The 23,180-nt window shown below is 49.3% G+C and carries 21 protein-coding genes; 6 read left to right on the top strand and 15 right to left on the bottom strand.

Annotation, left to right across the window (positions count from 1 at the left end; translation table 11 throughout):
* Window positions 1-23: 23 nt before the first annotated feature.
* The 3 genes from WG68_RS02010 to cysS all read right to left on the bottom strand — a co-directional run bounded on the left by WG68_RS02010 (window position 24) and on the right by cysS (window position 3,703).
* The gene (locus tag WG68_RS02010) at window positions 24-743 is read right to left on the bottom strand and encodes a TOPRIM nucleotidyl transferase/hydrolase domain-containing protein (protein WP_046555996.1); all 720 of its coding nucleotides are present in this window, start codon (window positions 741-743) and stop codon (window positions 24-26) included.
* Between the two features lie 94 nt (window positions 744-837).
* Window positions 838-2,070: a DUF4365 domain-containing protein gene (locus WG68_RS02005; RefSeq protein ID WP_046555946.1), complete on the bottom strand. Its 1,233-nt coding sequence runs from the start codon at window positions 2,068-2,070 to the stop codon at window positions 838-840.
* A gap of 253 nt (window positions 2,071-2,323) precedes the next feature.
* A complete protein-coding gene (gene cysS / locus WG68_RS02000) occupies window positions 2,324-3,703 on the bottom strand; it encodes a cysteine--tRNA ligase (protein WP_046555945.1) in 1,380 nt (459 codons plus the stop codon).
* 166 nt (window positions 3,704-3,869) lie between these two features.
* On the opposite strand from cysS, the gene WG68_RS01995 reads away from it, so the two are divergent.
* Together WG68_RS01995 and WG68_RS01990 are read left to right on the top strand one after the other, a co-directional pair.
* A complete protein-coding gene (locus WG68_RS01995; protein ID WP_046555944.1) occupies window positions 3,870-4,364 on the top strand; it encodes a peptidylprolyl isomerase in 495 nt (164 codons plus the stop codon).
* A 12-nt stretch (window positions 4,365-4,376) separates the two neighbouring features.
* Window positions 4,377-5,138, top strand: coding sequence for a UDP-2,3-diacylglucosamine diphosphatase (locus tag WG68_RS01990; protein WP_046555943.1), 762 nt, complete (start codon window positions 4,377-4,379; stop codon window positions 5,136-5,138).
* Here WG68_RS01990 and miaE read toward each other — a convergent pair.
* The gene (gene miaE / locus WG68_RS01985) at window positions 5,116-5,907 is read right to left on the bottom strand and encodes a tRNA isopentenyl-2-thiomethyl-A-37 hydroxylase MiaE (protein WP_046555942.1); all 792 of its coding nucleotides are present in this window, start codon (window positions 5,905-5,907) and stop codon (window positions 5,116-5,118) included. The genes WG68_RS01990 and miaE overlap by 23 nt on opposite strands.
* Before the next feature lie 197 nt (window positions 5,908-6,104).
* Between miaE and WG68_RS01980 the strand changes: the two genes are divergently transcribed.
* A complete protein-coding gene (locus tag WG68_RS01980) occupies window positions 6,105-6,704 on the top strand; it encodes a Yip1 family protein (RefSeq protein ID WP_046555941.1) in 600 nt (199 codons plus the stop codon).
* Between the two features lie 79 nt (window positions 6,705-6,783).
* Here the strand turns inward: WG68_RS01980 and purF are convergent, their stop codons facing one another.
* From purF to fabB, 10 genes are all read right to left on the bottom strand, one after another.
* A complete protein-coding gene (gene purF / locus WG68_RS01975) occupies window positions 6,784-8,295 on the bottom strand; it encodes an amidophosphoribosyltransferase (RefSeq protein WP_046555940.1) in 1,512 nt (503 codons plus the stop codon).
* 20 nt (window positions 8,296-8,315) lie between these two features.
* Window positions 8,316-8,804 (bottom strand): CvpA family protein, encoded by a 489-nt coding sequence (locus tag WG68_RS01970; protein ID WP_046555939.1) that lies wholly within the window; start codon window positions 8,802-8,804, stop codon window positions 8,316-8,318.
* Between the two features lie 58 nt (window positions 8,805-8,862).
* Window positions 8,863-9,489: an SPOR domain-containing protein gene (locus tag WG68_RS01965; RefSeq protein WP_046555938.1), complete on the bottom strand. Its 627-nt coding sequence runs from the start codon at window positions 9,487-9,489 to the stop codon at window positions 8,863-8,865.
* A complete protein-coding gene (gene folC, locus WG68_RS01960) occupies window positions 9,486-10,760 on the bottom strand; it encodes a bifunctional tetrahydrofolate synthase/dihydrofolate synthase (protein WP_046555937.1) in 1,275 nt (424 codons plus the stop codon). Before folC ends, WG68_RS01965 begins: the two co-directional genes overlap by 4 nt.
* A 6-nt stretch (window positions 10,761-10,766) precedes the next feature.
* Window positions 10,767-11,639 carry an acetyl-CoA carboxylase, carboxyltransferase subunit beta gene (gene accD / locus WG68_RS01955; protein ID WP_046555936.1) on the bottom strand — a complete coding sequence of 291 codons (873 nt, stop codon included), beginning with the start codon at window positions 11,637-11,639 and terminating at the stop codon, window positions 10,767-10,769.
* A 142-nt stretch (window positions 11,640-11,781) separates the two neighbouring features.
* The gene (gene truA, locus WG68_RS01950; RefSeq protein WP_046555935.1) at window positions 11,782-12,561 is read right to left on the bottom strand and encodes a tRNA pseudouridine(38-40) synthase TruA; all 780 of its coding nucleotides are present in this window, start codon (window positions 12,559-12,561) and stop codon (window positions 11,782-11,784) included.
* Between the two features lie 82 nt (window positions 12,562-12,643).
* Window positions 12,644-15,235, bottom strand: a complete 2,592-nt coding sequence (locus WG68_RS01945; RefSeq protein WP_046555934.1) for a FimV/HubP family polar landmark protein — start codon at window positions 15,233-15,235, stop codon at window positions 12,644-12,646.
* 172 nt (window positions 15,236-15,407) lie between these two features.
* A complete protein-coding gene (locus WG68_RS01940; RefSeq protein ID WP_046555933.1) occupies window positions 15,408-16,427 on the bottom strand; it encodes an aspartate-semialdehyde dehydrogenase in 1,020 nt (339 codons plus the stop codon).
* A gap of 2 nt (window positions 16,428-16,429) precedes the next feature.
* A complete protein-coding gene (locus WG68_RS01935) occupies window positions 16,430-17,554 on the bottom strand; it encodes a 4-phosphoerythronate dehydrogenase (protein ID WP_046555932.1) in 1,125 nt (374 codons plus the stop codon).
* Window positions 17,555-17,669: 115 nt separating this feature from the next.
* Entirely contained in the window at window positions 17,670-18,884 is a 1,215-nt protein-coding gene (fabB, locus tag WG68_RS01930; protein WP_046555931.1) for a beta-ketoacyl-ACP synthase I, read from the bottom strand.
* 166 nt (window positions 18,885-19,050) lie between these two features.
* On the opposite strand from fabB, the gene mnmC reads away from it, so the two are divergent.
* On the top strand, window positions 19,051-20,982 hold the full coding sequence (gene mnmC / locus WG68_RS01925) for a bifunctional tRNA (5-methylaminomethyl-2-thiouridine)(34)-methyltransferase MnmD/FAD-dependent 5-carboxymethylaminomethyl-2-thiouridine(34) oxidoreductase MnmC (RefSeq protein ID WP_046555995.1): 1,932 nt from the start codon (window positions 19,051-19,053) through the stop codon (window positions 20,980-20,982).
* 108 nt (window positions 20,983-21,090) lie between these two features.
* A complete protein-coding gene (locus tag WG68_RS01920) occupies window positions 21,091-21,420 on the top strand; it encodes a hypothetical protein (RefSeq protein ID WP_046555930.1) in 330 nt (109 codons plus the stop codon).
* Between the two features lie 32 nt (window positions 21,421-21,452).
* Here WG68_RS01920 and WG68_RS01915 read toward each other — a convergent pair whose 3' ends face one another.
* Entirely contained in the window at window positions 21,453-22,337 is an 885-nt protein-coding gene (locus WG68_RS01915) for a flagellar protein MotY (RefSeq protein WP_046555929.1), read from the bottom strand.
* A gap of 169 nt (window positions 22,338-22,506) precedes the next feature.
* Between WG68_RS01915 and rnt the strand changes: the two genes are divergently transcribed.
* Window positions 22,507-23,142: a ribonuclease T gene (gene rnt / locus WG68_RS01910; RefSeq protein WP_046555994.1), complete on the top strand. Its 636-nt coding sequence runs from the start codon at window positions 22,507-22,509 to the stop codon at window positions 23,140-23,142.
* Window positions 23,143-23,180 lie beyond the last annotated feature (38 nt).

Below are 23,180 nucleotides of genomic sequence, written 5' to 3'. Positions count from 1 at the left end.
GACTCCGAGAAGGCTCATATGTGTTATATCGGAAGATCTATGTCAGCAGGATGCTTGACTGGATTTTGTTTTCTCAAGTTTAAAACCGTCTCTGCTAGTTTTATAAAAGAATCAGGAACAGGATCACAATTATGCGCCATATTTTCAGCCAACAATACCTTGTTAATTGAAGCCGGATGACAACCATTTACACTGGCATATTTAGCTAGCTGAGGAGTCCAAGGTTTAGTTGTATCAAAACTTGAAGTAAAACCACTTAGTGAGCCTGTAAATGTCTCCGGTAGCACTGCTCCCTCGAAACATGATTTTAAAAAGCAATCAGGAGAAAACACTTCTTCGAATGAGCCACCCCAACTACCGTCTCTAAACTCAACAACAGGAGTTTGAGGCATTTTAAAAGGGGTTATAAGAGGATCGTTTAAATACTTTAGTTTCCTTTTACCTTCCAAATCATCATCATAAGTAACGACAATAGGTCTGTCATGGCTAAGCGTTTTTCTTAGTAAGCGTACCGCATGCCCTAAGTTTCCAATTCCATTATAGTTTGCAACAACAACGCCATTTTTTTCGAAGTCTAAACCACAGAGTTGATCTTCTAATAGAATTTGAAATGTAGCTTCTTCAGATTCCCCTTCGACGAAAATATAAATACATTGGTCTAACGCCGCATTTTTCATTACAGCTTCATAATGAAGCTCATTTATCATCTCGTCGTACATGATATCTTCGATAGTTGTTGCCATGTTGAACTCCGATATAACGCCGTGGTATACGGCGAGCGTAGCTAGTCCGGCTGAGGGCTTTAGCACGGAGCAAACATCACCATTTTGTTGAATGTCACTGTACCTTTTTTAACTCAAACTCAAAGCCCAAGAGCGCTTCTTTGTAGTAATTCATCTGATGTGTCACGTTGGATACCTTTTGTTTTTCATCCATACGTTCACCCAACTTAGAGAAGGGCATCAAAATATTATGGGCCGTGGCAATAAAGATCTGAAACTTAAGACTCAAATCTTTACACTCGAATGGTGATAAGCCTATATTAAGCCCAGCGTGATATATCTCATCGATGAATGGATAAATTTTCTCCATACCAAAATGCCAGCTTTCAAAACTCATCTGGTTTGAGTTAAATTTATTGAAAAGCTCCGCAGCCTCATTTATCAGTGGAATAGTTCTCCAGACCAATGCAGTAACTTCAACAATGAATTTTTCTTTGCTAATAGTGTTTTCCGCGTTCCATCGTGCGCTGGTTAGGTATCCAGAACACCAATCAACCTTAATTCCCCCACCGACTTCATCTCCACCATGTGAAATTGGTGTCATATCGACGGGCAGCCTTTCCGAAAACCATTCAGACCGGCAAATCCAGTTGTTATTTCTTTCATCCTCAGCAGAGGGATAGATAAAAAGCCAGACAACATGTGCGGGGATATTCCTCCAATGAGCTCTAGTTATATCACTTCTATGATATTCGCAATTTTCGGCTTCTCTTGTAGCAATCTTTACTACATCAATGATCTCAGTCTGAGTAAGCTCCCTATTCAATATTATTTTTAACGAGTACCTTTTAGCCTTGCCATGGCTAACGTCGTCTACCGAGGAAACTGTATACCTTTTAGGCACATAGACCTTGCTAACAAGTTTCTTTAAATCATAGATCATGCCAGCATTGATCCGCTGACATTTTGGAACAACTAATTTCCAGGCTTTCGGCGTAGAAATTACATTTGCCGGAGTCACAGCTTGCCAGTAACTAGTACTAGTGTGTGTATCAACTAGGATAATGAGTACCGGAAGGGAATGATTTAACCAATAGTCTAAGTGTTTTGCGTCGCCTCTAAATACAAACCCATTATCCAATTCTTCTTTGAACCAAGATAATCCGGACTTAATTTGCAAAGCGATGAGCTTTCCAGAGGCATTTTCTCCATCTAAATACTCGATATGTGCGTCAACTCCAAAATCAGCAACGGATTGTTCCCGAAAAATAAATCCAGACTGAGTTAACAGAGTGCCAACTATCTGTACACCTAGCCGATCTGTTTGAGTGGTATTGAGCGCTTTCATTATTCTAAGATCTCATTGATCATTTAACGCTTATTCGACAGGTCGCCTCGTATTTAAACACCGGCTAGCCCGTACTTATAAATACAATGTTTTGTACATTACACCGACATTACACCGCATCTTTCTAACTTACAATAACTTATAGGTACAGCCCACTTCAACATAACATCAACCAACTTGTCAGCCCTATCTGCGGCAGCATTCACGCATAAAAAAACCGCCAGCAGGCGGTTTTTTTAACAACGGTATTAAATCAGCCTTTACGCCAGCTGGTTACGCCGTTTTTATCTTCGACGATAATACCTTTGGCCGTTAACGCATCGCGGGCGGCGTCTGCTGCTGCCCAGTCTTTGCTGGCACGGGCGGCATTACGTTTGGCGATCAGTGCTTCAATTTCAGCGACATCATTATCCGATGCCCCTGATTGTAAAAACTGCTCAGCATCACCTTGCAGTAGCCCCAGGGCGCCGGCTAATAGTGTTAGCAGAGCTGCTAACTCAGCGGCCTTGGCCGGTTCGGTTTCTTTAAAGCGATTCACTTCGCGCGCCAGTTCAAACAATACCGGTAAGGCTTCCGGGGTGTTGAAATCATCGTCCATTGCCGCTTTAAACTGGGCAATATAGGGGCTTTTTAAATCAATACTGTGGCTTGGCGTAACGTTACGCAGTGCAGTGTACAAACGACCCAGGGCGGCATGCGCCTGGGTTAGGTTTTCTGCCGAGTAATTCAGCTGGCTGCGATAGTGGCTGGATAGTAAAAAGTAGCGCACTGCCTCGGCGTTATAGTCGGCCAGTACATCTTTCACGGTAAAGAAATTGCCTAAGGATTTAGACATTTTTTCTTTATCTACCTGCACCATACCGGTGTGGATCCAGGTATTAACGTATTTATGGCCATGGGCACAGGTCGACTGAGCAATTTCGTTTTCATGATGCGGAAACTGTAAATCAGAGCCGCCACCGTGAATATCAAAATGCTGGCCCAGGTGCTTGGCACTCATTGCAGAACATTCAATATGCCAGCCTGGCCGGCCATTGCCCCACGGTGATTGCCAGAACGGCTCACCCGGCTTGGCGCCTTTCCACAACACAAAATCCAGCGGGTCGTCTTTATTATCTGCTACTTCTACCCGCGAGCCGGATTGCAGCATTTGCAGGTTCTGCTGGCTTAGCTCACCATAGGCTTCGTATTTGCTGACATCAAACAACACATCGCCATCGGCCGCCACATAGGCATAGCCTTTAGCTACCAGGGTTTCTATCAGCGTAATAATCTCAGCCATGTGGGTAGTTACCCGTGGTTCAATATCCGCAGGCAACAAGCCCAGCGCATTAAAATCGGCATGCATGGCTTCGGTAAAGCGTGCTGTTAAGGCATCGCAGCTTTCATTATTTTCCGCGGCGCGTTTAATAATTTTATCGTCCACGTCGGTAATATTTCGTACATAAGTGACATCGTAGCCGCAAAAACGCAGATAACGGTTAATCACATCAAACGCGACATAGGTGCGGGCGTGGCCAACGTGGCAATAATCGTAAATGGTAATGCCGCAGACATACAACCCTACTTTGCCAGGCTCAATAGCGGTGAACACTTCTTTTTTACGGCTTAAGGTATTGTAAATCTGTAACATTGGCATCCCCAAAAAATAACTTACGAATAATGCGTTAAAACATCGCTATACGGCTGGATAAATCAGCTCGTTAGTGTACCACCAGCAAACAGGAGCCGCTATCCTTGCTTTATGAAATGCCCTGCCTGAGTTACAATGGCACCATTCAAACAGAGGATATTATTCAATGATTAATTTACATACCAATTATGGCGTTATTACCCTTAACTTGTTTGCCGATAAAGCGCCGGTTACCGTGGAAAACTTTATCAGCTATGTGAAAGACGGCTTTTTTGATGGCACTATTTTCCACCGGGTGATTGATGGTTTTATGATCCAGGGCGGCGGTTTTACCCCGGATATGGATCAGAAAGAAACCAAAGGTTCTATTAAAAACGAAGCCAACAACAAAGTGGCCAACAGCAAAGGCACTATTGCCATGGCTCGCACCAACGACCCGCACTCTGCCACCTGTCAGTTCTTCATCAATCTTGCTGACAACAGCTTTTTGAACCATAGCGCCGAGTCTTCTCAAGGTTGGGGCTACTGTGTATTTGGTGAAGTGACAGCTGGCATGGATGTGGTAGAGAAAATTCGCCAGGTTAAAACCGGCCGTTTTGCTGGCCACAGCGATGTGCCAGTAGAACCGGTTATTATTGAAAAAGCTGAGCTGCAAGCGTAAGCCTGCGTTTTAATGACCGAGCCGCACACGCTGTTTATCGCCGATCTGCATTTGTCTGCAGATCGGCCCGATATCACCAGCGCCTTTCTGCGCTTTTTGCACGAGCAAGCTGTTACGGCCGATGCGCTGTATATTCTGGGCGATTTATTTGAAGTGTGGATTGGTGACGATAACCCCGAGCCACTGCTGGATACCATAGCTTCGGCATTATCCACACTCAGCGCTCAGGTGCCGATATTCTTTATTCACGGTAACCGTGACTTTGTGCTGCGCCAGGGCTATGCCAGCCGCGCTGGTATGCAATTACTACCACAGCAGCAGGTTATTGACTTGTACGGTACGCCGACGCTGATTATGCATGGCGACAGCTTATGCACGCTGGATATTGCTTATCAGAAATTCCGCAAATGGTGGAACCAACCCTGGTGGCAATGGTTGTTGTTAAAAACTCCGCTGGCATTCCGACTGAGCTTAGCCGCCAAGGCACGGCGTAAAAGTGCTGCGCACAAAGCACGTTACTCGTCTCAGCAGCAGGGGCTGCAACAGCCGCAAATTATGGATGTTACGCCAGACGAAGTACCTGAAGTGATGGCCGCAGCCGGTGTGCTGAAACTGATCCACGGCCACACCCACCGGCCAGCGGTGCATCAGCTCGAGGTTGATGGCCAGCCAGCAGAGCGCTATGTGTTGGGCGACTGGTACAGCCAAAGCAGCTATTTAAGCGTATCTGCCAGCCGCTGGGATCTGGTATTTACGCCGCTGACTGATCATTAACCGCGGCCAGCGGGCAGCCACTGTGAAATTTAAAATCGCTGTCAGGGCTGCTAATCAACTCTGCTTCCACTTTGGCGAAAAAAGCGACCCGCTCGCTGATATCCTGCCCTGCTATCTCTGTGGCCAGTGTCAGGTAGTCCTGATAATGCCGCGCTTCTGAGCGCAGCAACGACACATAAAAATCTGCAATCTTTACAGGTAATAACGGTGCTAACCTGGCAAAACGCTCGCAGGAGCGGGCCTCTATAAAAGCACCACAGATCAGCTTATCTACCATCGCTGCTGGCTCATAAGTGCGGACGTGGCGTAGCAGCCCTTTGGCATAACGGCTGGACGTGGTTTTCTGATAAGCAATACCATTGTCGGCCATCACTTCCAGCACCTGATAAAAATGATGCAGCTCTTCTTTAATCAGTAGTACCATTTTATCGATTAAATCCTGTGCATAGCGGTTGCTGGCCTTGGGGAGCATCGATTTTTTCAGGCTAAGCCCTGCCAGGGCACGCCAGTCACCCTGCTGACGATAAGTAAAATCTTCATAAGGTTTTAGCCATTGCAGTAAGGCATCGGCACTGTCCTCATCTACGGCATAACGGCGAATAAGATACATGGCACTCTGGGCGGCTTTTAACTCACAAATTAAATGATCCCGTAATAAGGTTGGCAGGCTCTCTGGCTGTGCCGCTTGCGCCAGCCAGCTTGCTGGCGTAGTGCAGCCTAAAAAGCGGTCGATGGGGTGTAACAGTTGTTGCCATTCACTGCTGTGCATAATAGGCGCTGTGTCTGAAAAAGTTGCTATATTATACCCAAAGGGCCGTGGCAGACCAAGTTTGATCTGGATATGCACTTTGTTGAAAATTAGTGCAAGTTGCTTGACGAATGACTAAGTTTTCGTCATAACTGAATCAAGGGTGGCGAGATGAACAGTTGCCCGATATGAGGGGCGTAGTAAAAAGGATAATAATTATGATACTAAACCATTTATGGGGCTTATATGCCCACCCGAAAGAAGAATGGCATACCATTGATGCCAGACATGAAAGTTTCCGTTACAGCATGGCCCACATTATGATAGTGGCGCTTATCCCGGCTATTTGTGCTTATTATTCAGCAGTCCATCTGGGCTGGAGCATTGGCGTTGGTGACCCAATTAAACTGACGTCACAAAGCGCACTGATCATGTCAGTAGCCATGTACTGCGGCTTGATTATTGGCGTCTTTACCCTGGCCTGGCTGGCACACTGGATGGCCCATACCTTTGGTGCAGAGCCTACATATACTCAAACCGTGGAACTTTGCTCATATACATCGACCCCCTTATTTATGGTCGGTTTTGCCGCACTTTATCCAGAGCTTTGGTTTGTGGTTTGCGTTGGTTTAGTCGGTCTGGCTTACTCGGTGTATCTGTTGTACGTGGGTGTGCCAATTTTAATGCACATTCCTGAGGAGCGTGGCTTTATTTATGCCAGCTCAGTGGTCACCGGTGGCTTAACCTTACTGGCGGTGCTGATGGCCACCACGGTAATTTTATGGATGTCGGGGTTTGGCCCCACCTATACCCACTGACGAAGATAAGCCTTAGCAATAGCTATCGTAAACAAAACAGGCGCTGTTAAGCGCCTGTTTTTTTACCTGCGTTAAAAACCTAACCTTCGTTATAGGTTTCCAGATTGGTTGCCATCGACATTGCCGTGTGGGCTTTAGCATCATCACTACGGGTTTGATCCAGCCGGTTTAGATAATCCTGGTCAATATCATTTGTCACGTAGTGACCGTCGAATACCGAGGTTTCAAACCGCTTAATTTCCGGATTTTCTGACCGCACTGCTTCAATTAAATCGGGTAACGATTGGAAAATCAGGCCATCGGCGCCAATAGTTTCGCAAATGCTATCGACATCATGGCCATGGGCAATTAACTCATTGGCCGATGGCATATCTATACCATATACATTGGGGAAACGAATTTCCGGTGCAGCTGAGGCAAAATACACTTTTTTGGCACCCGCTTCACGCGCCATTTCAATTATCTGGCCGGAGGTGGTGCCCCGCACGATAGAATCGTCAACCAGCAGCACGTTTTTACCTTTAAACTCCTGCCAGATGGCATTCAGTTTGCGTTTAACGGATTTCTTGCGCTGGCCCTGCCCAGGCATAATGAAGGTACGGCCGATATAGCGGTTTTTCACAAAGCCCTGACGAAACGGTAAACCAATTTCATTGGCAATTTGCAGGGCCGCATCGTTACTGGTTTCCGGGATAGGAATAACTACGTCGATATCCAGATGGGCCCACTCACGCTTAATTTTCTGGCCCAGCACTTTACCCATTGCCACCCTTGAGGCATAAACCGAGATATTATCGATGGTCGAATCCGGCCGGGCAAAATAGACATACTCAAAAATACAGGGCGTATAGCTCGGGTTTTCGGCACACTGCTGGCTGTATAAATCACCCTGCGCGGTTATATAAACCGCTTCGCCCGGTGAAATATCCCGCAATACGGTAAAGCCATCGGCATCCAGCGCCACACTCTCTGACGCCACCATATACTCAGTACCTGCTGCCGTTTCCCGTTTACCCATCACCAGCGGTCGAATGCCGTTAGGATCACGAAACGCCACCAGGCCATGGCCAATAATCAGCGCCACTGCTGCATAACCACCACGAATTTTGCGATGCACGCTGGCAACAGCATTAAAAATTTGTTCCGGTTCCAGCTGCATGGTCGATTTAGCTTGCAGTTCATGGGCCAGAATATTCAACAGAATTTCAGAATCAGAGGTGGTATTTATGTGGCGTCGGGCCAACCGGAACATGTCTTCTTTTAACTCATGTGAATTGGTTAAATTGCCATTGTGGGCCAGGGCAATACCAAAAGGACTGTTCACGTAAAAGGGTTGCGCTTCCGCGGTGCTGGATGAGCCCGCGGTAGGATAACGGACATGGCCAATGCCGATATTGCCTGACAGGCGCTGCATATGGCGGGTTTCAAATACATCTTTTACCAGGCCATTGGCTTTGCGTAATCTGAGGGTATTGTTATCAACCGTCACAATACCTGCGGCGTCCTGTCCCCGATGTTGTAACACTGTCAGACCGTCATACAGCGCCTGATTAACCGGATACTTACCTACGATTCCAACGATACCACACATTGTTTATATCCTCGCCAGCACTAGGGCTTTTGCATAAAACTGGAATGGTTTTCCAGATATTCGAAAAACCATTCGATAATAAAACCAAATTCGGGGATCAATACCGATTGTTGCCACCAGGACGCCTGTGCCGCAGGGGTAAAAGCGTCCATAAAAAATAATATCGCGCTGACCACTAATACGCCGCGCAAGGCACCAAACACCAGCCCCAACAGCCGATCAGTCCCTGTCAGGCCGGTACCATGCACCAGCCTGGCAATAACAAAATTAATTAGCGCCCCCAGGATCAGTGTGCAGATAAACAAAATGGCAATAGCAGAGGCATTGCGAATGGTGGGATCATCAATATTAGTGAACAGTGAGGCAAGCTTTGGATAATACTGGCTGGCAATAAAAAACGCCAAAAACCAGACAACAAGCGAAATAGCTTCTTTAACGAAACCACGGATCAGACTGATAACAGCTGATAAGGCAATAATTGCCAGTATAACAAAATCAACCCAAACCATTTGCTACCAAAGGATGCCTGATGACGGCGCGCATTCTATCAAACCACCTGATGCTTGGCTAATTATTTTCAGTCACCTGATAACGGCTAACCACCAAACGGCTAATGCCGGTGAGTTCCTGTAACTGCTCCACCTGTTGCTCCAGCCGCTCTTTCCTGAGCTCCGGGCCCACTATCACGCTGGTTAAACGCTGGCCACTACTGTTGGTAATATCGCGGGTAAAGGTTACAAAACCTTTTTGGCGTAATTTTGCCACCAGGGCATTGGCATTTTGTGGATTACTAAAACTGCCCACCCGCACCACCCAGGCATTGTCGGCAATGCCTGCTGCTGGCGTTACCGCAGTCGCTGCAGCGTTATCGCCTCCCAAAGTGACCTGCGCATAGTCTTGCGAAGGTAACGCCTCTGGGTCACGTGTGGCAGGCTGCGATGGCGTATCTGCGCCATCATCCAGTGCGGTATCGGCCGAACGCTGTTCTGCGACAACACGACTGGCCGTATCAAAGACCGTCTGGTCAAAAGGTTCCGGTTGCTGCACGCCCTGAAACTCCGGCCGGTCTGGAATAACCTTAAAATCATCCTTCACTACCTGCTTTTCACCATCAAGTAAATCAGGTAAGAAAATAATTCCTGCTAGGATCAAAATGGTGGCACCGAGTAATCGATGTTTAAATCCTACGGTCATATTGCCTCCTGATAATAGCTGGCCAGCACGGCTGAAACAGTGACGAACGAACCAAAAACAACAAGTAAATCATCTGGTTGCAATCTAGCTACCACTTGTGCAAATGCCTCTGCGGTGCTCGGGTATTCAACGCTGTCCGCTACCGCAAGAGCCGCCGCTAGCTGCGCTGCTGAAGCCCCGCGGGCGCCAGGCAGGCTGCTAAGATGCCATTGATCAATAATTGGCGTCAAGGGCGCCAGTGCCAGGCGGATATCTTTGTCTTTTAACATCCCCACCAGGCCCAGCACTTGCCGATAGCGGGGTTTAAGCTCGGCTAAACGCCCGGCCAGGTAAGCGGTAGACTGCGGATTATGCGCCACATCAAGCAAAATTGCCGGCTGGGCTTGCAACCATTGCATCCGCCCCGGCAAGCTTATTTGCCTGAGCAGCGTAGCAAGGCTTTGCGGGTCAGGTAACAATGCCAGCTGACTGAGCACGGCTAAACTGGTGGCAACATTTTGCACCGGCAATGCCGGTATTGGCAATTGCTGATATTCAACCGCAGCACAACGCCAACTCCAGCCCGTGGCCGATTGCTGATAAAAATAATCCTGATTCACCGTTAGCTGCGGGCAATTCAGCTCTGCCGCTCTGGCCAGGACACTGGCCGGTGGCGCCAGTTCGCCGATAACCACCGGTTTGTTTGGCCGAAATACCCCAGCCTTTTCCTGGCCAATCGTTTCGCGATCATGCCCCAGCCAATCCTGATGATCTAAATCTATGGTGGTAATGACGCTGATATCCGGACTTATAATATTGGTAGCATCCAGACGGCCGCCTAAGCCCACTTCAATCAGACAAAAATCGACCGGGTGGCTTTTTAATACCGAAAAAGCAGCCAAGGTAGTAAATTCAAAATAGGTTAGCGCCACATCATCGCGTAAGGCTTCAACTGCAGCAAAAGCGTCGACCCAAAGCGGATCAGCCACATCCTGATTGTTAATCCGCAGCCGCTCGTTAAAGCGTGAAATATGCGGTGAGCTGTACACGCCAACACTAAACCCCTGTGCCAGCAGCAACTGCTCCAGGGTGCGGGCAGTCGAACCTTTACCATTGGTACCTGCGATTAATATCACTTTACCCGGCAACTGCGCCAGCGCTGAGCGATGCGCGACCTGGCGCACACGCTGCAGCCCCAGTTCAATTTTATCTATCGGATGGCTTTGCTCAATATAACAAAGCCAATCGGCCAGGCTCTGGCACGATTGGCTTGATTTCACAGTCTCTGACATAAATTCCTAAGCTGCGTCGTGCTCAGATACCGGCGCAGGCTGTTGCATAAACTTGGCAACCAGCCGGGCTATGGTATCGCGCATTTTTCGCCGGTCAACGATCATATCAATGGCGCCATGCTCCAGTAAAAACTCACTGCGCTGAAAGCCTTCCGGCAGTTTTTCCCGGACGGTTTGCTCTATAACCCGTGGCCCGGCAAAGCCTATCAGGGCTTTCGGCTCACCAATGTTAATGTCGCCCAACATGGCCAAACTAGCCGACACACCGCCCATGGTTGGATCAGTTAGCACAGAAATATAGGGTAAACCCTGCTCGCTCAGTTTCGCCAATGCCGCACTGGTTTTCGCCATTTGCATTAGTGAAAACAGTGCTTCTTGCATCCGCGCACCGCCACTGGCAGAAAAACAGACAAAAGGCACCTTATGAGTCATCGCATATTCCACACCAGCGACAAACTTGGCGCCAACTACCGACGCCATAGAGCCGCCCATAAACTCAAATTCAAAAGACGCCGCCACCAGGGGCATGCCATGCAAGGTACCGTGCATCACTATCATTGCATCTTTTTCATTGGTCTGCTTTTGCGCCGCGATAATCCGATCTTTATAGCGCTTACTGTCTTTAAATTTAAGTAAATCCTGCGGCTCCAACTCTGCTGCCAGCTCAGTGGTGGAGTGACTGTCAAAAAAGTGATTTAAGCGCGTACGCGCATTAACCCGCATATGGTGGTCGCACTTAGGGCACACCCCTAAATTGCGGTCTAAATCGGCTTTGTACAGCACTGCATCACAGGCGCCACATTTGGTCCACACGCCCTCGGGAATATTACGACGCGCCGAGGTAGAGGTTCTGGGCAGGATTTTTTCTAACCAACTCATATTACATTCCTATCAACCGGTATCAGACGTTAGACCTAAGATTAGACAAAATACGTCAAAAAACGCCGAAATAAAACTAAACGGGCGCTATTAAAGCATAAACACCCCATATCAGAATATAAAAAACTGGTCTTAGCAGCAGTTATAAAAATAATGGCCCTGGTGCTGATTGGGGTATGGCAAAGTGTTCAGGGTAGTCAACCTCAACCAGATACAAGCCTCCGGGTTTAGCCGTAGCCGCCGCCAGATTACGGTTGCGGCTATGCAATAGCTCGCCAAGCCACGCTACCGGCTTGCGGCCCATGCCAATCTCCAGCAAACTGCCGGTAATATTGCGCACCATATGGTGTAAAAAAGCATTAGCTTTAATATCCAGCACCAGGTAATCACCCACCCGGCTCAGCTGCAAATGATGAATGTTGCGAAAGGGTGTTTTTGATTGGCATTGAATCGCGCGAAAGGCACTGAAATCGTGCTCACCCAGCAACGACGGGGCTGCCTGTTGCATCAGACTGATGTCCAGCTGCTGGTGGTAATGACTCAGCCCTGAGCGCAAAATGGCCGGCCGGAATTTATGGTTATATATCACATAGCGATAGCGACGGGCGGTGGCACTAAAACGGGCATGAAAATCATCACTAACCGGTTTTGCCCAGCGCACGGCAATTTGATCGGGCAACTGACTGTTGGTCCCCATTATCCAGGCTTTGTCATCCCGCTGCACAGCGGTGTCAAAATGCACCACCTGGCCGGTAGCATGCACGCCAGCGTCCGTGCGGCCAGCACAAAACACCTCAACCGGGCTATTAGCCACTTTGGATAATGCCGTTTCCAGTTCCTGCTGCACACTGTTTACTTCTCGCTGGCGTTGCCAGCCAAAAAAACCGGTGCCATCGTATTCGATACCTAAGGCTATTCGCATGGGGTTTCCTCTGTTCAACCGCGGCAATTATACCGCAGAGTAACCCAGTTACCAGCCCGGCAAAACGCCGGGGCGATGCCACTTATTCGCTGGCTGGTTTTTGCAATGCCTTTGCTTCTGTTTTGACATGCTCCGGTGCTTCAGAATCAAGAATATCAGCAATAATTTGCCCGGCACTTTCCTGATCATCGATTTCAATATAAGCTCTGACCAGGTCGAGCTTGGCGGCAAAGCCGTTATCTTCAATATCGACATCCTGCGGGTTATCATTACCTATTACATCGGCGAATTCGTCCAGCCCCACATCGACATTCAGTTGCTCAAAACGGCCATCGTCAGCCTGAGTTTGTTCGCTATTGGCTAACAGGTTATCTATTTCAACGAAGTCAGCATCTGATAACGCAATAATCTCGTCCTGAGCAGGCTCAGGGCTAAACACCGAGTCAACATCAAGATTCAGCGCTTCACTGTCGGCAGCGGTTGTGTGCGCCATCGCCTCCAGCTCGGTCAGCAAACTATCAAAATTGCTGTCGTCCAACGTTTCCAGAGTTAAATCAGCATCACTATCGACTGGCGCTATCTCAATGCTAACATTGTCATCATCCGGCACTATCTCTTCATCCAAGACATCGTCGTCAGTTAATGCCAACTCAGGATAGCTCTCCAGCATTTTGCTCGGATTTTCCACTGATAGTGCAGCTTCAGACGGCTTACTGACCGAGCCGTCTTCGCTGCTTTGCAAATCAGGACCATCAGTGTCAATCTGCGTTTCAGCACTATCTGCCAGCTCGTCTGTATCGGTTAGCACCGGCTCAGTGCTGATGGTGTCGACCTGTTGCAGTAATTCATCCAGTTCAGCACTTAGCAATGCTGATGCTTGCTCATCTTCAGTGGTATCACTCTGCTGTTCAGTACCCTCTAGCGCCAATGCTTCAGCAAAGGCGTCAAGCTCAGTGCGATCGAAACTCTCGTCATCAACTAAACTGGCGATCTGCACATCCGTTAATTCATCCTCGCCAAATTCACTGGTGACTTGCTCACTGGTATTTTCTGTCTCAACCAGGATCAACTCTTCGTCATCCGGGCCTTGCCCGTCTGCCAGCTCTGGCTCTGGCGCAGATGGCAACGCTGCGCTTAACGGCTCAGTTTGTTCAACATCAGGTTCATCAAGCTCTGTAAATGCAGCTGGCTCGGGCTCATCCGGAACATCCAGCTCAATTTCTTCCAGCAAATCATCACCAGCCAGTAGCTCACTCTCTGCTACAGGCTCTGCTACAGGCTCTGCTACAGGCTCTGCTGCAGTTTCATCGCTCGCTTGCGGCGGTGTCTCATTCAGCTCAATAACCTCTTCAGGCGCATTGTCATCAGCTACATCCAGCGGTTCATCATCCAGTTCAATAATGGCATCGTCGTCATCTTCTGCCGACAGTAAGGCATTTAAATCACTGTCAGATAATATATTGTTGGCATCAAACTCGGTGTTGCTAAAGTCATCAGCAACATCTGATACCGAAGCCAGTAAGTCGTCTTCGTCACTGACACTTTCGGTAAAATTACGGGCCAGTAAGCTGTCATCGTCCAGCAATATATCGTCACCCAGCAAGGCATCATCGTCCAGCAGGGCGTCATCAGCAAAGTCTGGCAAGCTGTCATCCAATACTTCACTGCCAGCAAAATCGCCATTATCAGCAAAGGCATCATCCAGTAAACTTTCATCAATATCGAACAAGCCACTGTCGTCTAAATCGTTATTGTCATCCAACGGTGGTAACGGTGACTGGTAATTAGCCGGAGGTGCAGCTGAGGTATTCACTGCAGCCACAGCCGCCTCAGTCTGCTGTCCACGACGTTTTAACCACAACACCACAGCGAATAAAATCAGCAAAGCCGGAATAGATGCGGCTAATACCCAAACTAATGGGTTATTAAACACTGACGAGCCCGGCGGCTCTGCTGCCAATAGTTTGGCGGCCTCTCTGGCTTGTTGCTCCTGCGCTTGCTGGGCGGCCAAAATATCGGCTTGCTGAGTCAGCAGGGTATTTAATTGTTGTTGCAGCAGGCTGTCTTCACCCAGTTGTTGTTGCAACGCCAGTAACTCGGCTTGCACCTGAGCTAAGGTCGATTTCAGCTGATTGTTTTCTCTTGCAATGGCTTCAATCATCAGCATTGAATTGCCAAACTGATCTTTTAACTCGGTAAGTTGCTGCAGTTGCACCGGGCTGGCTGGTTGTGTAGCCACAGCACTGCTCTGCGAGCTGGCTGGCCTGCTTGCCGCTTTTGCCCGTTCAGCCCAGGCCCGGTCATCTGCTTCAGATTTTGCCCGCGCAACGTTAACATCAACGCCGCGGATGTCCCGCAGACCGGGGAGTAACAAGGTGGCGCCAGGGCGTAAATGGTTAAGGTTGCCATCAATAAAGGCATCGGGGTTTTTCAGATAAATGGCGTACATTACCTGATAAGTGCTGACGTCAGCACCTTCTGGTTTAACCCGCTCGGCGATACGCCACAGGGTATCAGTAGGACTTAATGGCCCCAGCTGCCGCAGCATCTGAGCTGTATCTGAACCTCTGGGTCCACGCAGCTGTGTTGACGCAGGCTCAAGAGCTGATACCGAGCCGGCGAATAGCGTCGAAAAATTGACTACCAGCAATAATAACAAAAGACGAAGCGGCATTAACTATCCTTACCTGGGCAACTTAAGCTGATTTACGCGTTAATAATAACAATACTAATGCAAACACTGTTCCATAATTAGCCGTCATGCGGTCTGCAAAATATAAAACAGTTACGACAATGTTACCAGCATAAACCTTATCCAGTAAAAAGGCTCCCGTAGGAGCCTTTTTTTACAGATAATCGCGAATGAGATGTTCGGCGATTTGAATGCTGTTAGTAGCTGCACCTTTGCGTATATTATCGGCTACCACCCACAGGTTAAGCCCGTTTGCATGAGAAATATCCTGGCGTACCCGGCCAACGAACACCTCATCCTTGCCTGTTGCACTGCATACCTGAGTTGGGAAACTGGCATTATCGTCCAGCAATACCACACCGGGTGCATCCGCCAGCAAAGCTTTCGCCTGCTCCACCGTAATAGGCATTCTGGTTTCAATATGCACAGCTTCGGCATGGCCGTAGAATACCGGCACCCGCACTGCGGTAGCATTTACAGCAATACTGCTGTCAGCAAAAATCTTCTGGGTTTCCCAGTGCATTTTCATTTCTTCCTTGGTGTAGCCGTTATCCATAAAGACATCAATTTGCGGGATCACGTTAAAAGCAATCTGGCGGGCAAACTGGCCCTCGCCTTCCAGCGGACGGCCATTCATCAGCTGTACGGTTTCTTTGGCTAAGGCATCCAGCGCGGACTGGCCGGCACCACTGACCGACTGATAGGTCGCGACGTTAATCCGGCTGATCCCTACCGCATCATAAATCGGCTTTAACGCCACCAGCATCTGAATGGTGGAGCAATTCGGATTAGCGATAATATTGCGGTTACGAAAATCAGCAATGGCAGCGGCATTGACTTCAGGCACCACTAACGGAATATCAGCGTCATAGCGGTAGTGTGACGTATTATCAATCACCACACAGCCAGCATCTGCAGCCTTTGGCGCATAAATGGCAGAGACACTGCCACCGGCCGAAAACAAGCCAATTTGTGCCTGGCTCCAGTCAAAGCTTTCGGCATCCAGTACGGTAATTTTTTTACCTTTAAAGGTCACAGTACCACCGGCTGAGCGACTGCTGGCCAGTGGGAATAATTGTGCTACCGGGAAGTCCCGCTGCTCAAGAATTTCAATTAAATGTTGCCCAACTAATCCGGTCGCACCTAAAATTGCGACATTGTATTGCGATGCCATGCCTAAACCCCTTTTTGCTGACTTGTAAAGCCTAACTGCGCCATCCACTGTGGCAAAATACTGCCAGTAAGTTGCAATGAACTGTATTCACGTCGCGGCGGATATGACTTTCGCAGCCAGTCAAAACCCTCACGTTGGATATGATAACGGAATAACGCATCATCCCGGCGCACATCATATAACATTCGAGCCAGGTTTTGGACATCCGGAAGCCCAAAATTTGCAGATATCTGCACTTTTTCCACTGCTGGTGCGGCGAGCAGGCTCACCAGCTCACGTTCTGCAGCGAATCCAAGCTGCTGACTAAGCCGTTGGTATAACATCGCAGTGCCGCGGGCTTTACCTTCAATACTATGGCCCGCGATATGGGCGGTGGCAATGTCCAGATGAGGCAACAATTCCAGCAGTATTGCCGGCTCGTGTTCCCAGACATCCAGCACAACTGGCCTGGGCTGCGCGGTTAACGCCTGCAACAATGCCTGATTATCAATCACAGCACCGCGCGAGGCGTTGATGAGGGCACAATCTGGTTTAAGCAGCGTCAGTGTCTGGGCATTTAATAAATGCCAGCTGGCCGTTGGTCCGCTTTTCAGCATGGGGGTATGAAAACTGATAATGTCTGCCTGACGGCACAGCTCAGTAAAAGGGGTATGGGCAAAGTCAGGCTCTGCTGCTGCGCGCGGCGGGTCACAAAGCAACAGCTTGATATTCAGCGCAGCCGCCGCCTCGGCCAGGCGCCGGCCAATATGCCCCACACCGACAATGCCAAGGGTTTTGCTGGTAAGTTGCCATTGATATTTATCCGCCAGATACCACAGCGCGCTTAACACATATTCTACCACCGACTGGGCATTGCAACCCGGTGCCGAGCTAAAACCGACGTTTCGCGTCGCTAAATACGCCTGGTCAATATGATCCATACCAATGGTGGCAGTACCGACAAACCGCAGTACCGCATTGTGTGCCAGCAGTGCGGCATCCACCTGCGTAACAGAGCGCACCAGCAAGACGTCGGCATCTGCCAGCTCGGCGGCGCTAACTGTGCGACCATTAAATAATGTAACCTGGCCCAGATGACCAAAAAACTCAGTCACCAGCGGCATATTTTCATCAGCATATATTTTCATTGGCGTGTCATTCTGCTTAGCGCTAAAAAATTTTACTACCCGGACGCAGTCTAGCAAACAAACAAAAGGCCAGGCGAATTATCACCTGGCCTTGCCCGGTTAAGCCCCGTAATGTTTAAGGACGGTAACGCTGCATTACCAGGGTGGCATTGGTGCCACCAAAACCAAAACTGTTCGACATAATGGTATTAAGTGTCGCTTCTTTGGCCTGACGCACAATATTAAGGCCGGCTGCAGCCTCATCCAGTTCGGTGATGTTGATCGATGGTGCAATAAAGTTATGTTTCATCATCAACAGCGAGTAAATGGCTTCATGTACCCCGGCTGCACCCAGGGCATGACCGGTCATAGCTTTGGTAGCGCTAATTGCCGGTGATTTACCGGCAAACACCTGTTGAATAGCCGCCAGCTCTTTGACATCGCCAACCGGGGTACTGGTACCATGGGTGTTAACATAGTCTACCGGCGCCGCAACGCCCTGCATTGCCATCTCCATACAGCGCACCGCACCTTCACCACTTGGTGCCACCATGTCATAGCCATCTGACGTGGCGCCGTAACCGACAATTTCAGCATAAATGGTGGCGCCGCGCGCCAGCGCATGTTCCAGCTCTTCAACCACGACGATGCCGCCACCGCCACTGATTACGAAGCCATCGCGCTGCGCATCATAAGTGCGTGATGCCAGTTCAGGCGTATCATTGTAACGACTGGACAAAGCGCCCATAGCATCAAATTCCATCGCCAGGGTCCAGTGCACCTCTTCGCCGCCACCGGCAAAAACGATGTCTTGCTTACCCAGCTGAATCAGCTCTACCGCATGACCAATACAATGAGCACTGGTGGCGCATGCCGAACTGATTGAGTAATTCACACCTTTAATTTTAAACGGGGTGGCCAGACAGGCAGAGCAGGTGCTGGACATGGTTTTTGGTACGGCATAAGGCCCAACCCGCTTTACTCCTTTTTCCCGTAAGGTGTCGGCTGCTTCAATCTGTGTTTTTGATGAAGCACCGCCTGAACCTACCACCAAACCTACCCGGGGGTGAGATATCTGCTCGTTACTTAACCCTGCATCCGCCATGGCTTCCTGCATTGCAATATAAGCATATGCCGCAGCATCGCCCATAAAGCGCATTGCCTTGCGGTCGATATGCTCGGCCGGGTTCATTTTAATATTGCCCCAAACCTGAGAGCGCAAGCCAAATTCAACGAACTCTGGCGAGGCCGTAATGCCCGAGCGGCCAGCTTTTAATGAATCCAATACTTCTGCCTGATTATTGCCAATACTGGAAACAATTCCCATGCCGGTGATGACGGCTCTTTTCATGCTTACTCCCATGTCTGCCTGCCGGCAGAAGCTAATTTATAATCTGTTGTCTATTGTACGGACTTTACTGCCAAAACTGGTCAGCTTTCAGCGTACAACTGTACTCTTTTCAATTTTGCGTCAGCTTCAGGTAAACTACAAGTTGATTTTCCAGCCGGATACCAAAATGCCATCGCTGAAACATGCCAATATTCACTTTAACCAACAGGGTACCCCAGTCGCCACCGATTTTGATGACATTTATTTTTCAAACGACGGTGGCCTGGCAGAAACCGACTATGTATTTTTACAGCAAAATGGTTTACCCGCGCGCTGGCAACAGCATCCGGCAACACACTTTCATATAATAGAAACCGGCTTTGGCACCGGCGCTAATTTTTTGCTAAGTTGGCAGAAGTTTCGGCAGTACCGGCAGCAGCATGCAGCCGCACAGTGCCGCCACTTGTATTTTTCCAGCTTTGAAAAGTACCCGCTTAGCCGCTCCGATCTGACGCTGGCACTGCAAGTCCATACAGAACTTAGCGAGCACTGCCAGTTACTACTGGCGCAGTATCCACCGGCGGTTGCCGGTTGCCACCGGCTAACCTTCGATGACGGTACTGTGGTGTTAGATTTATGGCTGGGGGATGTCAACGAACTACTTCCACAATTACCTGTTCAAAATCAAGCGGATGCATTCTATCTGGACGGTTTTGCACCGGGGAAAAACCCGCAAATGTGGCAACCACAATTATTCAGCCAGATGGCACGGTTAAGTTGCGCGCAAACAACGGTAGCCACTTTTACCTGCGCCGGCCTGGTTAAACGTGGTCTGCAGGACAATGGCTTTGCAATAAAAAAGGTCAAAGGTTTTGGCCGCAAACGCGAAATGCTGACGGCAAACTTTAGCCCGCCAACAGACAATGCTGTTGCAGCAAGCGGCACAGAGCACGTAGAAGCAGCAGAGAAAGTGGCCATTGTTGGCGGGGGTATCGCCTCGCTGTGTCTGGCATTACAACTTATTGCAAAAGGCATTGCCACTGAATTAATCTGCGCCGATGCCGAGGTAGCACAGGGTGCCTCGCACAACTTACAAGGCGCGGTCTATCCCAATTTACATCCAGAGCTGACGCAGGCCAGCCTGTTACACTGTCAGGCATTTTATTTTGCCAGACACTTTTACCAGCAGCTGGCGACAAAGGGTATGGTGTTTGCCATGCAATGGTGTGGTGTCTTACATCTGGCAACAACCCCGGCCTTAGCACTGCGTCAGCAAAAACTTGTTGATTATGCAAACTGGCCAGCGGCGTTGGTTTACCCGGTAAACGCCACCGAAGCCTCTCAACTGGCAGGGGTTGAGCTGGCGCAGGGCGGCATTTTTCTGCCGCAAGCCGGCTGGCTGAGCCCGCAGCAGTTTTGTCAGGCGGCGTTAGTTCAGTTGCAACAATCAGCATTATTTAACGCGAAGTTTAGTTGTCGGGTGACCGGGCTGTCTGCTGCTGCCTCCCAGGCAAAGGAACAGTCTCAGTGGTCAGTTCAGTATCTGGACTGCGAACAAGCAAGCCAAACCCACCGCTATTCTTGCGTGGTACTGGCCAGTGGCGCCAATATCACTGACTTCAGCCAAAGCCAACACCTGCCGGTAAATCGGGTGCGGGGCCAGGTTAGTCATATCAGCTGTGCCTCGATGCAAGCACTGAACACCGTATTATGCCATAAAGGCTACATCACCCCGGCACTGGATGGCCTGCATGCTGTGGGCGCAACCTTCGATCGCAATGCAACTGAGGCCTATGTGGCAGCAGCAGATAACCAGGAGAATCTGGCACTGGTTAATCATCAGTTACTGCAGCCAGCCTGGTTTAGCATGGCTCAGGTACATGGCGCCCGTGCTGCTTTTCGGGCTACGGTGCCAGATCACTTGCCATTGCTTGGCAAAACCGGTCGACAACAGGGATTGTATGTTTTAGGGGGATTAGGTGCGCGGGGCATTTTACTGGCGCCGCTGTTAGCTGAAACGCTGGCGTGCGAAATTGCTGGCCAGCCGCAACCTATGGCTAATGTTGTTCGCCAGGCAATAGCCGCCGACCGCTTTAATAAACCGGTGGCAACAGTTTGAAAATTATCTTTTATTGTCGTGTAACAAGCTGATGCGTTCTGCTGGTCAAAGCCCGCTGAAATTTGCTATGGTTATGCCAAACTATCGCACTGCACAAAAGGAAATAAAATGCGATCTTTAGCTCTGTTGTTGGCCTCGGCCATAATTAGTGTAGCCTCTGTAAACGCGGTAGCGGCCAGTTTTTATCAGGTGCCGCTGGCGAGCGACGCCCGGGAGTTTGCCCGGCTAGATAACAAACTGCCGGCGGTGCTCAGCTATTTCAGTAAGCAATCGATGAGCCAGCTACAACAGTTTTACCAGCAACAACTGGGAGAACCGAGCAACAGCACCATGATCCATGGCCGGCTGAACCTCTTCTACCGGCTTAATCAGCAGCAAGTCAGAATTCTAATCTCTGAGCAGAATGATTGGCGCCAGGTAGATATTATGGTGCAGTAGTGTGTCTGGTCATGACCCGATATTAATCGAGGTCATGGCCTGGCCATTTGCAATACCACCCGGCGATTTGTCGCCCTGCCCAGGCTGGTTTGATTCGACGCCACATGACGCCGCTCGCCATAGCCATCCACTTGCACCTTTTCATCTGCAACACCGGCTGCCATTAAAAACTGTTTGATTTTCTCTGCACGCTGGATAGAAAGCTGCTCGTTCATCCACCGGCCGCCGTAACTGTCGGTATAGCCTTGTAACTCGATGCTGTCGATATCAGGGTCGTGCTGCAAATACTGAGCAATTTGCGCCAGTCGGCGCTGCGATTCACGGGTAAGCTTGTCACTGCCCGACTCATAACTGAGCACCGTAAAAGCAATGTCATCAAAACTGTACGGCAGCAAGGCCGCGATACATTCGTTAAAAGCGTAATAGCCCGGTGTAAATTGCACCGGATTAAGCACCGCGGCAACTTTGTCGTAGGGGCTATGCCAGTCGGCATAATAAAAAGTAGGGCTAAAACCCTGTTCCAGCTCGGTGAGCAAGGTCCACGCGGTCTTTTTGGGCAATTCACCATTAAACTGCTGCAGTAAGGTCATGCTGGCGAGGTTTTTGCCCGGCTCGCCGGGGCGCCAGGCCGGTGGTACCGACAATACTTCTGCCAGGCTGTAAGCGTCTGGCAAGCGCAGCATTTGCAGCTCAAAATTCAGATTGAGCGCTTTACTGGCCTTACTTTGAAATACAGCATTACCAAAGTGTGGAATGCTATGCTCCAACTGACAGAGTAATGGTGTCTTAGCGGTTAGCTGCCAGCTTGATTGCTCAATATTGGCAGAATATTGACGCAGCTGCTGCGAGACAGCACTGCTACTGCCGGTGTGCAGCGCGCACGCTAATACCATGATAGTTAAAACATATTTAGGCATTCACTCTACCCTGCTCTGAAAATAGTGACTTTGGCGGCCAGGCTGGCACACCGTTGCCGGTATCAATAATACTGGCTCCCTAAGTTTAATAAGCAAACACTGTGCCGAACACAAGACGTTAGCTATTTTTTTTGGCATAATGCGCACTGCATTTTTTAATGGTTGGCTTATGACAGAAAAAACATCCCTGCTTGCCCAACGTTTTCGTGGCTACTATCCTGTAGTTATCGACGTTGAGACGGCAGGCTTTAATGCCAAGACTGACGCCTTGCTGGAAATTGCGGTAAACCTGTTGCAAATGGATGAAGCCGGCCAGCTTAACCCGGGAGAAACTCTGCATTTTCATGTTGAACCCTTTGCAGGTGCTAATCTGGATGCCAGCTCACTGGCATTTAATGGCATTGACCCTTTTAACCCGTTACGTGGTGCAGTATCAGAGCGGGAAGCACTGACTGAAATATGTAAAGCCGTGCGTAAAGCGCAAAAAGCAGCGGGCTGCCAGCGTACCGTGATAGTAGCGCATAACTCCGCTTTTGATCAGGGCTTTGTTAATGCAGCCATTGCCCGCACTAATTACAAGCGCTCGCCTTTTCATGCCTTTGTTTCTTTTGATACCACCAGCCTGGCAGCATTGGCACTGGGCCAAACCGTGCTAGCCAAAGCCTGCCAGCAAGCAGGTATCGCTTTTGACAGCAAAGAAGCTCATAGCGCTTTATACGATACCGAGCGCACGGCAGAGCTATTTTGTTACATTGTCAATAAATGGCAAGGTTTAGGTGGCTGGCCGCCGCTGGCTGCTGACTAACGGCATAGCACACACTAAACAGGGAGCTTTCGCTCCCT

The sequence above is a fragment of the Arsukibacterium ikkense genome, assembly GCF_000987775.1.
In the GTDB taxonomy this organism is placed as follows: Bacteria; Pseudomonadota; Gammaproteobacteria; order Enterobacterales; family Alteromonadaceae; genus Alishewanella; species Alishewanella ikkense.
This window is presented reverse-complemented; position numbering and strand designations above follow the sequence as displayed.

Coding starts and splice junctions, on each gene's coding strand:
- WG68_RS02010 (WP_046555996.1), bottom strand. CDS start 743: ATGGCAACAACTATCGAAGATATCATGTACGACGAGATGATAAATGAG.
- WG68_RS02005 (WP_046555946.1), bottom strand. CDS start 2,070: ATGAAAGCGCTCAATACCACTCAAACAGATCGGCTAGGTGTACAGATA.
- cysS (WP_046555945.1), bottom strand. CDS start 3,703: ATGTTACAGATTTACAATACCTTAAGCCGTAAAAAAGAAGTGTTCACC.
- WG68_RS01995 (WP_046555944.1), top strand. CDS start 3,870: ATGATTAATTTACATACCAATTATGGCGTTATTACCCTTAACTTGTTT.
- WG68_RS01990 (WP_046555943.1), top strand. CDS start 4,377: ATGACCGAGCCGCACACGCTGTTTATCGCCGATCTGCATTTGTCTGCA.
- miaE (WP_046555942.1), bottom strand. CDS start 5,907: ATGCACAGCAGTGAATGGCAACAACTGTTACACCCCATCGACCGCTTT.
- WG68_RS01980 (WP_046555941.1), top strand. CDS start 6,105: ATGATACTAAACCATTTATGGGGCTTATATGCCCACCCGAAAGAAGAA.
- purF (WP_046555940.1), bottom strand. CDS start 8,295: ATGTGTGGTATCGTTGGAATCGTAGGTAAGTATCCGGTTAATCAGGCG.
- WG68_RS01970 (WP_046555939.1), bottom strand. CDS start 8,804: ATGGTTTGGGTTGATTTTGTTATACTGGCAATTATTGCCTTATCAGCT.
- WG68_RS01965 (WP_046555938.1), bottom strand. CDS start 9,489: ATGACCGTAGGATTTAAACATCGATTACTCGGTGCCACCATTTTGATC.
- folC (WP_046555937.1), bottom strand. CDS start 10,760: ATGTCAGAGACTGTGAAATCAAGCCAATCGTGCCAGAGCCTGGCCGAT.
- accD (WP_046555936.1), bottom strand. CDS start 11,639: ATGAGTTGGTTAGAAAAAATCCTGCCCAGAACCTCTACCTCGGCGCGT.
- truA (WP_046555935.1), bottom strand. CDS start 12,561: ATGCGAATAGCCTTAGGTATCGAATACGATGGCACCGGTTTTTTTGGC.
- WG68_RS01945 (WP_046555934.1), bottom strand. CDS start 15,235: ATGCCGCTTCGTCTTTTGTTATTATTGCTGGTAGTCAATTTTTCGACG.
- WG68_RS01940 (WP_046555933.1), bottom strand. CDS start 16,427: ATGGCATCGCAATACAATGTCGCAATTTTAGGTGCGACCGGATTAGTT.
- WG68_RS01935 (WP_046555932.1), bottom strand. CDS start 17,554: ATGAAAATATATGCTGATGAAAATATGCCGCTGGTGACTGAGTTTTTT.
- fabB (WP_046555931.1), bottom strand. CDS start 18,884: ATGAAAAGAGCCGTCATCACCGGCATGGGAATTGTTTCCAGTATTGGC.
- mnmC (WP_046555995.1), top strand. CDS start 19,051: ATGCCATCGCTGAAACATGCCAATATTCACTTTAACCAACAGGGTACC.
- WG68_RS01920 (WP_046555930.1), top strand. CDS start 21,091: ATGCGATCTTTAGCTCTGTTGTTGGCCTCGGCCATAATTAGTGTAGCC.
- WG68_RS01915 (WP_046555929.1), bottom strand. CDS start 22,337: ATGCCTAAATATGTTTTAACTATCATGGTATTAGCGTGCGCGCTGCAC.
- rnt (WP_046555994.1), top strand. CDS start 22,507: ATGACAGAAAAAACATCCCTGCTTGCCCAACGTTTTCGTGGCTACTAT.